Source organism: uncultured Cetobacterium sp., from assembly GCF_947039425.1.
In the GTDB taxonomy this organism is placed as follows: Bacteria; Fusobacteriota; Fusobacteriia; order Fusobacteriales; family Fusobacteriaceae; genus Cetobacterium_A.
Window position 1 is genome coordinate 1 of record NZ_CAMQYW010000037.1, and the last position, 11,015, is coordinate 11,015.

Consider the following 11,015-nt stretch of genomic DNA (forward strand, 5'->3'; position numbering starts at 1 on the left):
TTTTAGGATTAGTTTCAAGCCATTTTGCAAAAACAATTTTTTGTTGATTTCCACCACTTAAACTCTTAACTTTTTGATTAGCATTGAATACTTTTATTTTTAATTTTTTTATATAATGATCAACAACAGAGTTTATTTTTTTATTATCTACCATTTTTTTCTTTAAGAATTTATCAATAGAAGGAATAACAATATTTTCGCTTACATCAAAGTCTAAAATTAATCCTTCCTCTTTTCTATCCTCTGTAACAAAACCGATTCCATTTTTTTTCCCATCAAGTGGATTTTTTATTGAAACTTTTTTGCTCTCTATATAAATACTTCCAGAGTCAGCGGGATTACTACCAAAAATAGCATGCATTATTTCAGATCTTCCAGCACCCATAAGTCCAGCAAATCCTAAAACTTCACCAGCTTTAACTTGGAAATTAATATTTTCAAAGATACCTTTTTTATTTAAATCTTTAACTTCTATCATAGTTTTACCAGATAGAACTTTATCTTTTCTATAAAGATTATCAATAGTTTTTCCAGTCATCATTTCAACAACTTTTTCTTCAGAAACAATTTTTAGATCCTCTGTTCCAATATATTGTCCATCTCTTAAAATAGAGATACGATCACACATTCTAAAAATTTCTTCCATTCTGTGAGAAACATATAAGAAACTAACACCTTTACTTTTTAATTCTGTAACTATTTTGAATAAATTTTCAATTTCTTTGCTTGTTAGAGCAGCTGTTGGTTCATCTAGTATAATTAATTGTGCGTTAATTAAAAGTGCTTTTGCAATTTCAATCATTTGTTGGTAACCAACGCTTAAATTTTTCATTAATGTATTTGGATGAATATGATCTATTCCTAAAACAGAAAGTTTCTCTAAACAGATTTCATTCATTTTTTTTGTGTCTAATAATTTACCTTTTAAAATTTCTTTTCCTAGGAATAAATTTTCACAAACTGTCATCTCTCTTATTATGTTTAATTCCTGATGAACATAAGCAATATTTACTTTTTCACTATCTGAGATACTATCTATGTTAACCTCTTTATCGTCAATTAAAATTTCACCTGAGTTTTTAGAGTAAACTCCAGTTAAAACCTTGATAAGAGTAGATTTTCCAGCACCATTTTCGCCCATAAGAGCATGTATTTCACCGCTTTCTATTTGAAGATCAATACCTTTTAAAACATGTATATCTCCAAAAGATTTATGAATATTTTGCATTTGAACTTTCAATGAGTTTCCCTTCCTTTGTAAAAAAAATAACTAAAATTTGTAATAACCTTTGAAATAATATCACATAAAAAAACAGAATTCAATGGGTTTAGAGGGTAAAAAGTGCATTATTTGTTAAGAAAAGTGATTTTTTTCAAAAAATTAGCAAAAAAGCAGCAAATAGTGTGCACTAATTGCTGCTTTTGAATAATTTTTATAACTTAAATTAGAAAATTATAGAATAATGAAGTCCAATAGCTGACTGATTTCTATTAGAAGAAAATTGATTAACTTCTGAGAAATGTTTATTAATTTGATAGGTATAACTTAACGAAATATTGTCGTTAAAAAATAATCTAACTTGATTTTGCCACTGTAATGAGCTAGATGTGTCATAACTTTGTATTTTTTTAGCTCCAAAGACATAATCCATCCATCCACTAAAAGTAAATTTCATACCATTATTAAATTTATATAAAGTGGCACCATATGAGGAATTAAACATATATCCATCCCAATTATTTTCATTTCTACTATAATTTTTTTCAATAAATCTTTTATAGATATTAGTTTTAAAATAATCAAAGCCAGGAACATTAATATAGTTACCTATACCAAAGTAATGTTTTTTTAATCCTTTATAGATTCCATAAGTATTATCGTAGTCAAAATTATATGAGAAAAACCATTCATTAATAGGTCCTACAGATAAATTCTTATTAAAAAGACCATCCATTGAAACTCTTGGATTAAACTCTAAATAAGTATAATTCGAATCATCATTTTTTTTATCACTTAATGAATTTGAATTAAAAATATTAGATCTATCAACAAACCAGTAGAGATCTAATAGATTGTATCTTGTAGTACCTTGAATTTCAAAAACTGTATCTTTTACAGATGGACCAAATCCATTTGGAAGTGAGTTATTCTTAATAATTCCAACTTCAAGTAGATTAAAGTTCCAAGGTTCATATTTAGCAAAAGATAAAGTTGATAAACAAATAGCTCCACAAAGTAAGTATTTTTTTAACACGTTTTTTTATTCCCCCTTAATTTATTTAAAAAAATTATTTATTTCATTTAATAATATTTTAATATGTTCTTTAGTAAGCACACAAATACGGAAAAATTTATTATTTAATCCTTCAAAACTTTCAGCTTTTCTAATAATTATTCCTTTTTTGTAAAGTGATAAATATAGATTATCAACAGAAAAATTAGGATTAGTAATTTCACATAAAATAAAATTAGAATTAGAATTATAAACTTTTATATTTTCTATTTTTTTTAGTCCTAAAAAAAGTAGATTAAAATTTTCTTCAAACTTTAGATGACACATATTGATATATTCAGTATCTTTAAACATACTTTCACCCATAATTGAAGCAAAGATATTAATATTCCATAAGTTTGGAAGTCTATTAATTTTATTGAAAAGTTCTCCTTGAGCTAAAATAGCATAACCTAGTCTTATTCCTGGTGTTGCAAAAAACTTAGATGTACCTCTAATAACTATAAGGTTAGGATTATTGATAGCTAAAGATATTGCTGAAGTTTTTTCAAAATCTGTAAATTCAATATATGTTTCATCTATCATTATAGTTTTTTTGAATTTTTCTTCAATAATTTTAATATCACCTATAGGAATTAGAGTACCTGTAGGGTTGTTAGGATTGCAAATAACGATTAAATCAAAATCATTCTTTTCAATAGTGTTAATTAAATTGAGAATATCAATATTAAATTGATTTTCTTTTTTATAATAAAATTTTGTAATGTTACAATTAATTTTATTTAATTCTTTTTCATATTCAGAGTAAGCTGGTGTTAGTAATAATGCCGTTTTAGGAAGTACAGTTTTAACTGTTGCTGAAATTAGTTCAGTAGCTCCACTTCCAAGAATAATATTTTTAGGAAAACAATGACAATATTCACTAATACTTTTTTTTAGTTCCTTATAGTCAGGATCAGGATAGATACTAGCAAGGTGTATATTTTTTTGTAAAGATTCTATTGCTTTAGGACTTAGTCCAAAAGGATTTATATTAGAACTAAAATCAATGATATTAGTTTTATTTAAACCTAAATTATGAGATAACTCATATAAATTTGCTCCATGATTGTTATTCACAAAAGCTCCTCCTTGATGATTTTATATAATATTTTAACAAATATAGTTTTTTTTTGCAAAGTATGTTTTAAATAGTTGAAGTTAGGACAATAGAATGGTAAAATAGGACATATGCAATTAGAAAAGGGGAAATGAAATGAGATATCCAAAAGTTGTAGTAATAGGTGGAGGAAGTGGACTCTCAGTAGTATTAAGAGGTCTAAAGCATTTTCCTATAGAAATAACAGCAATAGTGTCTGTAGCAGACAGTGGAGGAAGTAGTGGAATATTAAAAAAAGAGTTTAATATACCTGCTCCAGGAGATTTAAGAAACGTTATGATAGCTCTTAGCAATGTTGAACCTTTAATAGAGGAAGTTTTTCAATTTCGTTTTGGGAAAACCTCATCAATAGGTGCACATCCTTTAGGAAATCTCTTAATAACAGCAATGACAGAGATAACTGGAGATGTTCAAATAGCAATTAAAAAATTAAGAAAACTTTTTAATATAAAAGGAAAGATTTTGCCAGCTACTTTAGAAAAAATTGAACTTATTGCAGAAAAAGAAAGTGGTGGATTTATTTTTGGTGAAAGTGATATACCAGTACCAGGAGAAAAAATAAAAAGAGTTTTTTATGATGGAGAAGTAAATAGTCCTGCTGAAAATATAAAAGCTATAAAAGAAGCTGATTTAATTGTATTTTCAATAGGAAGTTTATATACGAGTATTATTCCTAATCTATTGTTAGAAAATATGCAAAAGGCTCTTAAAGAATCAAGAGCAGAAAAGATATATATATGCAATGCTGTTGGACAAGTGGGAGAAACAGAAAATTATAATGTTTCTGATCATATTATATCTATTAATAAGCATGTAGGATATGATATGATAGACAAAGTTATTGTAAATTCAGTTAGGATAGATAAAGATATTTTAGATAGATATAAAGAAGAGGGAAGTACTCTAGTTAAAATAGATAAAGAAAATTTAGATAAAATGAGAGTAGAAGTAATAGAGGAAAATCTAATAAAAATAGATAATCAAAAAAGAATAAGACATTTATCACATAAATTAGGTGCAGCAATATATTCACAAATAGATAATTTAGAAAATTTTTACGATGAATAAAAGGAGGATATTAAATGTTATTAAGCAAAGAAAATGGATGGAAAAAACAAACTTCAGAAACTAAAGAGTTAATCTTTAAATTTTGTGAAGAGTACAAAATCTCATTGGATTTAGGTAAAACTGAAAGAGAGTATGTACAGTATGGATTGAAATTAGCAGAAGAAAATGGATTTGTTTTAGCAGAATCTAAAGAAAAATTAGTACCAGGAGACAAAGTTTACTATGTAAACAGAGGAAAAAATTTAGTACTTGCTATAATAGGAAAAGAACCTTTAGAAAAAGGTTTGAATTATGTTGTTTCACATATTGATTCACCTAGAATCGACTTAAAACAAAATCCTTTATATGAAGAGTTAGAATTATCTTATATGAAAACTCACTATTATGGTGGAATAAAAAAATATCAATGGACATCAATTCCTTTATCATTACACGGTGTTGTTGTTTTAGAAAATGGAGAAAGAAAAAATGTAGTTATTGGTGAAAGAGACGAAGATCCAGTATTTACAATTCCAGATTTATTACCACATTTAGCAGCTAAAGTTCAAGGAGATAGAAAAACTGCAGAGGTAATAAAAGGAGAAGAGTTACAAATTATTGTAGGAACTATACCTACAACATTGAATAATCCAGAAATAAAAGAAACAGTAAAATATGCTGTTTTAGAAGAGTTAAATAAGGCTTATGGAATGATAGAGGAAGATTTTATTTCAGCAGAATTCCAGTTAGTTCCAGCATTTAAAGCTAAAGATGTTGGAATAGATAGATCTTTAGTAGGTGGATATGGTCAAGATGATAGAATTTGTGGATATACATCATTAAAAGCTATATTAAGCTTAAATGAGATTCCTAATAAAACTGCAGTATGTTTTTTAGCAGATAAAGAAGAGACAGGTTCAAATGGATCTACAGGTCTTCAATCTAACTATTTAGAGTATTTTACAGGAGATTTAATAAGCAGAACAAAAGATAACTATTCAGATCTATTTTTAAGAAAAGCTTTATGGAATTCTAGTTCTTTATCATCAGATGTAAGTGCTGCAATAGATCCTATATTTAAAAGCGTTCATGAAGCTCAGAATGCAGCTAAATTAAACTATGGAATAGTTGTTACTAAATTTACTGGTTCTAGAGGAAAAGGTGGAACAAATGACGCTGATGCAGAATATGTATGGGAAATAAGAAATATCTTAAATAAAGGAGATATTCTTTGGCAAACAGCTGAATTAGGAAAAGTAGATGAAGGCGGAGGAGGTACTGTTGCTATGTATCTTGCTCAACTGGGAATTAAAACAATAGATGTAGGACCTGCCTTATTAGCAATGCATGCACCATTTGAAATATCTTCAAAATTAGATATATATGAATCATATAAAGCGTACAAAGCTTTTTATAAAGAAATGAATTAAAATAATAAAAAGCACCCTAACATAGACATCTTTTCTATATTAGGGTGCTAATTTTTATAAAGTTTGTTTGTTTGTTTGTTTGTTTGTTTGTTTTGTCTTTTATAGTAAAAAAATGTATTTAAATATAAAAAACAAAATTAAGAAAATCCACTAAAAAGTTTCATAATATATTGTCCTCCCTCGAGAAAATAGACAAAATAAATATCCTGACTAACTTCTTCCTACTAGTAAGCCTTCCCAAGAAAAAAATCTAAGTGGCATAATATACTTTCGTCAGAATTACAGTGGCGGGGCCGTAGAGGAATCACACCTCACTTCCTTGTTTTTGTCTAGTATTATAATTAATACTAATAGGAATATACCTCATAAGGAGTATAAAGTCAAGGATAGAAAATAAAAAATAAAAAAAACTTCCTTTTTTAAAATACACCTGTTATAATACGTATGTAATTAACTAGGAGGTGTTGTTTTCATGAAAATTGGAGATTTAAATATAGATGTACCTATAATACAAGGAGGGATGGCTATAAGAGCATCAATGGCTAGACTAGCTGCAGCAGTGGCGAATGAAGGCGGAGTTGGTGTAATAGCTGGAACTGCAATTCCTTTAGAGGAGTTTAGAGAAGAAATAAGAAAAGCTAGAAAAAATATAGTAAATAAAGGTGGAGCGTTAGGAGTAAATATAATGGTTGCTGCCTCAACTTTTGCAGAATCAGTAAAAGTAGCTCTGGAAGAAAAAGTAGATATGATAATTTGTGGTGCTGGTTTTTCAAGAGATATTTTTGAAAAAGTAAAAGGAACAGGTGTTAAGTTAGTTCCAATTGTTTCTAGTTTAAAATTAGCTAAGATAGCAGAAAAATTAGGAGCAGATGCCATTGTAGTTGAAGGTGGAAATGCAGGTGGTCATTTAGGGACGGATAAAGATTCTTGGGATATAGTTGAAGAGATAGTTAAAGGTGTATCTATTCCTGTATTTGGAGCGGGAGGAGTTATAACTCCAGCAGATGCTGAAAGAATGATGGCTTTAGGCGTAGATGGAGTTCAAATGGGAAGTAGATTTATTGCATCTAAAGAGTGTGAAGTAAATGAAGAATTTAAAGAAAAATATGTAAATACAAAAGAGGGAGATGTTGTTCAAATTATGAGTTCAGCTGGGCTTCCAGCAAATGCAATTAAATCTGAATATGTATCTAGAGTTATAAACGAAGAGAAATTAACTCCTAAAAGTTGTATATCATGTTTAAAAAAGTGTAGTAGAAAGTTTTGTGTAAAAGATAGTTTAGTTAAAGCTCATAATGGAAATGAAACTGAAGGAATTTTCTTTGCAGGAAAAGATGTTTGGAAAATAAATGAAATTTTATCAGTTAAAGAGATTTTTGATATGTTTAAAGATAAAGTTTTAATAAATAAATAAAAAGAAAAATTAATAAATAAAAGAATAATCATCTCAAGTAGAGAAAATATGAGGTGATTTTATGAATAATATTTTATTTGCATTTTTATTAACACTTTTTGCAGGATTAGCAACTGGAATAGGAAGTTGTATAGCTTTTTTATCTAAAAAAACTAATACTAAATTTCTATCAGTTGCTCTGGGATTTTCAGCTGGAGTTATGATTTATGTTTCTTTTGTAGAAATACTTGTTAAAGCTAGAGATTCTTTGGTTATGTATTGTGGAAATATAAAGGGAAATTGGTATACTGTTATAGCTTTTTTTTCAGGGATGTTATTTATTGCAATTATAGATAAAATGATTCCAAGTTATGAAAATCCTCATGAGTTACGAGGTGTTGAAGAAATGGTCGAGAATGTTGATTTAAAAAAAGGTAAATCTTTATATCGTATGGGAATCTTCTCAGCAATAGCAATAGGAATACACAATTTTCCAGAAGGATTAGCAACATTTATATCAGCTCTTGAAAATCCAACTCTTGGAATTTCAATAGCAATAGCAATAGCAATACATAATGTTCCTGAAGGGATAGCTGTTTCAGTTCCTATATATTTTTCAACAGGAAGTAAGAAAAAAGCTTTTATTTATTCTTTTTTATCAGGTTTAGCAGAGCCAGTGGGAGCTTTAGTGGGGTATTTAATTCTAATGCCTTTTATGAATGAAATGGTATTTGGAATTCTTTTTGCAGGGGTAGCTGGAATAATGGTATTTATATCTTTAGATGAATTATTACCTGCTGCAGAAAACTACGGAGAACATCATTTATCAATTTATGGATTGATCAGTGGAATGATAGTAATGGCAATAAGTTTATTATTGTTTTTATAATTAGAAAAAGCATCTTTGAATACAAGATGCTTTTTTTATATGTTAATAATTAATTCAACTGGACAATGATCTGAACCTAAAACTTCATTATGAATATTAGCTTCAGCAATCAAGTTTTTAATAGAATTTGATGTGATAAAATAATCTATTCTCCATCCAGCATTATTTGATCTTGCATTAAATCTATATGACCACCATGAATATTTCTCAATGTCATTAGGATGCTTAAATCTAAAAGTATCAGTAAATCCACTATTTAACAGTTCAGTAAATTTATCTCTTTCCTGTTGACTAAATCCAGCATTATTTTTATTAGATTTTGGATTTTTTAGATCAATTTCTGTATGAGCAACATTTAAATCTCCACAAATAATAACTGGTTTTTTTAAATTTAATTGAAGTAGATATTCTCTAAAATCATTTTCCCATTCCATTCTATAATCAATTCTGGCTAATTTACTTTGAGAATTAGGAGTATATACTGTTAAGAAATAGAAATTATCAAATTCTAAAGTAATAACTCTTCCTTCAGTATCGTGTTTTTCAATATTTAATCCATATGTAACAGAAAGAGGTTTTTCTTTAGTAAAAATAGCAGTACCTGAATAACCTTTTTTTATAGCATAATTCCAATAAGAGTAATATCCTTCAGGATTTAAATCAATTTGTCCTTCTTGTAGTTTTATTTCTTGTAAACAAAAGATATCAGCATTAACCTCATTAAAGTATTCATTAAAGTTTTTTTGTAAAATAGCTCTAAGACCATTAACATTCCAAGAAATCATTTTTTTCATAGTTACCTCCAAAAATATATGTTAAGTTTATTATAACATATAAAAAAATAAAAAAACTTTGTTGACAATATATATATATTATGGTACTATATTTATGTAGCAAGCAATGGTGCTACAAACGTCGGAATATAGCGCAGTCAGGTAGCGCACCTGCCTTGGGAGCAGGGGGCCGCAAGTTCGAATCTTGCTATTCCGACCATTAGAATGGGGTGTCGCCAAGCGGTAAGGCAACGGACTTTGACTCCGTCATGCGTTGGTTCGAATCCAGCCACCCCAGCCATATGCCTAGATAGCTCAGTTGGCTAGAGCACCCGGTTCATACCCGGGCGGTCGAAGGTTCGAATCCTTTTCTAGGCACCATTAAGATTATAAAGCACATTTAGTGCTTTTTTTTTTATTTTTTGAAAAAAGAGAAGGATTAACTTCTCTTTTTCTTTAAATCAACTAAATGTCGAATCATAAGATCGTATCTAGCTGGAATTTGTTTATTTCTTTTATCTATATAAATTTTTATTATTCTTAAATTTTCAATAGCTTTAAAATCAGAAAGAGTTAAGATATTGTTTTCATTTAATACTTTAATAGATTTTTGCGTTATTGGTTGCTTTACATTTATTTTTAATAAGTTGTTTAGATATTTCCTTAATGAGGTTGAATTAATTTCAATCTCTTCTAAACTATCATTAACAATTTTATTAACAATTGTATTTTCATATTCAGTAATCTCTTTAGATATACTTTCAAACTCTCTATCTGCAATCTCTAAAAATCCAGCGAGAAGTTTAAATCTTCTTTTAATATCTGGAGGAAGTTGTCCACTAAATTTATAATTTTTATCATGTTCTACTTCAGCCCAAGCATGTTGCAATATTGTTCTTACTTGAATTTCAAATTTCAAGTCTTTAAATCTTTCAAATTCAGGAAGTTCTAAAAGCTCATTTGGAAGAGAAGCGACTAAATGAATAGATTTATATCCAACTTTATCTTCTCCTAAATTATCACTTTTATCTTCACTATTGAATTCGTCAATAATAAAAATTCCTCTGAGAAACTTTTCAACAATTTTAGTTTCACTTTCTAAAAATGTAATAACTCTAATACCACATAAATCGGTAAAGAGATCAACAGAATGATAGTCTTTTCTTTTGAGTTTTTTTATAAAACTTTCTCTAGTTTTAGCTCTACTTGAAATGGAATGATATATTATTTTTTCTTTTTCAAAAATATTTTTAATAAATCGTTCTAATCTTTTTCCCATTTTCCTGTAATTTTCTCTATTATCTTTATAATATTCAATAAATTCTTTATTTATCATAAAATCACTCCTTTATAGAAATAATACATATTAGATTATATCATATGAAAATAAAAAATAAATAAAAAAGGATATTAAAAAAAATAACTAAAAAGATAAATAGAACTTGTATTGGAGGAAGAATATGATTGGAATAATTTTTAGTTTAATAGGAGGATTGGGGATATTTTTATTTGGTATGAAAAATGTATCGAATGGAATGCAAAAAATTACAGGAAATAGAATAAAAAAAGTATTAAATAATATAACATCAAAACTATATAAATCAATAAGTTTTGGAGTGTTTACAACAGTGATAATACAATCATCTTCAGTGGTTTCATCTTTAGTGGTAGCATTAGTAAACTCTCAATTGTTAACATCTAGACAATCTTTAGGAATAATATTAGGAACAAATATAGGGACAACAATAACTGGTTGGATATTTACAATGAAAATAGATAAGATAGGAATTCCAATAATAGCAGTTGCTTCATTGGGCTATATATATTCAAATATTGAAAAAAATAAAATAAAATTTTTAACAATGTTAGGATTAGGTTTTATTTTTTTAGGATTATTAACAATGGGAGAAGCTTTAAAGCCATTAAGGTATAATAGTAATTTTATAAAACTATTTCACCTTGGAACAGGAGAAAATATATTTTCTATTATAAAAATAGTTGGAATAGGGACTGTATTAACTGGAATTATTCAATCTTCATCAGCAGTACTTGGAATTATAATAACTTTAGCAAGTCAAGAGTTAATAGGT

The 11,015-nt window shown here is 27.6% G+C and carries 10 protein-coding genes, 3 tRNA genes and 1 riboswitch; of the genes, 8 read left to right on the top strand and 5 right to left on the bottom strand.

Annotated elements, in window-relative coordinates:
• From Q0V09_RS03785 to Q0V09_RS03795, 3 genes are all read right to left on the bottom strand, one after another.
• The coding region (locus Q0V09_RS03785) for a sugar ABC transporter ATP-binding protein (RefSeq protein WP_297487230.1) at nucleotides 1-1,240 on the bottom strand (1,240 nt) is incomplete at its 3' end.
• A 205-nt stretch (nucleotides 1,241-1,445) separates the two neighbouring features.
• The gene (locus Q0V09_RS03790; protein ID WP_297405838.1) at nucleotides 1,446-2,255 is read right to left on the bottom strand and encodes an outer membrane protein OmpK; all 810 of its coding nucleotides are present in this window, start codon (nucleotides 2,253-2,255) and stop codon (nucleotides 1,446-1,448) included.
• A gap of 21 nt (nucleotides 2,256-2,276) precedes the next feature.
• The gene (locus Q0V09_RS03795; RefSeq protein ID WP_297405837.1) at nucleotides 2,277-3,353 is read right to left on the bottom strand and encodes a histidinol-phosphate transaminase; all 1,077 of its coding nucleotides are present in this window, start codon (nucleotides 3,351-3,353) and stop codon (nucleotides 2,277-2,279) included.
• A gap of 136 nt (nucleotides 3,354-3,489) precedes the next feature.
• On the opposite strand from Q0V09_RS03795, the gene yvcK reads away from it, so the two are divergent.
• From yvcK to zupT, 4 genes are all read left to right on the top strand, one after another.
• The gene (gene yvcK, locus Q0V09_RS03800) at nucleotides 3,490-4,461 is read left to right on the top strand and encodes a uridine diphosphate-N-acetylglucosamine-binding protein YvcK (protein WP_297405836.1); all 972 of its coding nucleotides are present in this window, start codon (nucleotides 3,490-3,492) and stop codon (nucleotides 4,459-4,461) included.
• Between the two features lie 14 nt (nucleotides 4,462-4,475).
• Nucleotides 4,476-5,870 carry an aminopeptidase gene (locus tag Q0V09_RS03805; RefSeq protein ID WP_297405834.1) on the top strand — a complete coding sequence of 465 codons (1,395 nt, stop codon included), beginning with the start codon at nucleotides 4,476-4,478 and terminating at the stop codon, nucleotides 5,868-5,870.
• Nucleotides 5,871-6,048: 178 nt separating this feature from the next.
• Nucleotides 6,049-6,225, bottom strand: a riboswitch (cobalamin riboswitch).
• Nucleotides 6,226-6,342: 117 nt separating this feature from the next.
• Nucleotides 6,343-7,284: a nitronate monooxygenase gene (locus Q0V09_RS03810; RefSeq protein ID WP_297405832.1), complete on the top strand. Its 942-nt coding sequence runs from the start codon at nucleotides 6,343-6,345 to the stop codon at nucleotides 7,282-7,284.
• Nucleotides 7,285-7,345: 61 nt separating this feature from the next.
• Nucleotides 7,346-8,152, top strand: a complete 807-nt coding sequence (gene zupT, locus Q0V09_RS03815; RefSeq protein ID WP_297405831.1) for a zinc transporter ZupT — start codon at nucleotides 7,346-7,348, stop codon at nucleotides 8,150-8,152.
• Nucleotides 8,153-8,187: 35 nt separating this feature from the next.
• On the opposite strand, the gene Q0V09_RS03820 is transcribed toward zupT, so the two are convergent.
• Nucleotides 8,188-8,946: an exodeoxyribonuclease III gene (locus Q0V09_RS03820; RefSeq protein ID WP_297405830.1), complete on the bottom strand. Its 759-nt coding sequence runs from the start codon at nucleotides 8,944-8,946 to the stop codon at nucleotides 8,188-8,190.
• A gap of 122 nt (nucleotides 8,947-9,068) precedes the next feature.
• On the opposite strand from Q0V09_RS03820, the gene Q0V09_RS03825 reads away from it, so the two are divergent.
• From Q0V09_RS03825 to Q0V09_RS03835, 3 genes are all read left to right on the top strand, one after another.
• Nucleotides 9,069-9,145, top strand: a tRNA-Pro gene (locus Q0V09_RS03825).
• 6 nt (nucleotides 9,146-9,151) lie between these two features.
• Nucleotides 9,152-9,226, top strand: a tRNA-Gln gene (locus tag Q0V09_RS03830).
• A gap of 3 nt (nucleotides 9,227-9,229) precedes the next feature.
• Nucleotides 9,230-9,306, top strand: a tRNA-Met gene (locus Q0V09_RS03835).
• A gap of 58 nt (nucleotides 9,307-9,364) precedes the next feature.
• On the opposite strand, the gene Q0V09_RS03840 is transcribed toward Q0V09_RS03835, so the two are convergent.
• Nucleotides 9,365-10,261 (bottom strand): hypothetical protein, encoded by an 897-nt coding sequence (locus Q0V09_RS03840; RefSeq protein WP_297405829.1) that lies wholly within the window; start codon nucleotides 10,259-10,261, stop codon nucleotides 9,365-9,367.
• 124 nt (nucleotides 10,262-10,385) lie between these two features.
• Here Q0V09_RS03840 and Q0V09_RS03845 point away from each other — a divergent pair.
• Nucleotides 10,386-11,015, top strand: a 630-nt coding sequence (locus Q0V09_RS03845) for a Na/Pi symporter (protein ID WP_297487232.1), incomplete at its 3' end; no start/stop codon positions are given.

Excerpts from the sequence above, each read along its gene's own strand:
- Q0V09_RS03805 (WP_297405834.1), top strand. The coding sequence starts at position 4,476 with ATGTTATTAAGCAAAGAAAATGGATGGAAAAAACAAACTTCAGAAACT.
- zupT (WP_297405831.1), top strand. The coding sequence starts at position 7,346 with ATGAATAATATTTTATTTGCATTTTTATTAACACTTTTTGCAGGATTA.
- yvcK (WP_297405836.1), top strand. The coding sequence starts at position 3,490 with ATGAGATATCCAAAAGTTGTAGTAATAGGTGGAGGAAGTGGACTCTCA.
- Q0V09_RS03810 (WP_297405832.1), top strand. The coding sequence starts at position 6,343 with ATGAAAATTGGAGATTTAAATATAGATGTACCTATAATACAAGGAGGG.
- Q0V09_RS03840 (WP_297405829.1), bottom strand. The coding sequence starts at position 10,261 with ATGATAAATAAAGAATTTATTGAATATTATAAAGATAATAGAGAAAAT.
- Q0V09_RS03820 (WP_297405830.1), bottom strand. The coding sequence starts at position 8,946 with ATGAAAAAAATGATTTCTTGGAATGTTAATGGTCTTAGAGCTATTTTA.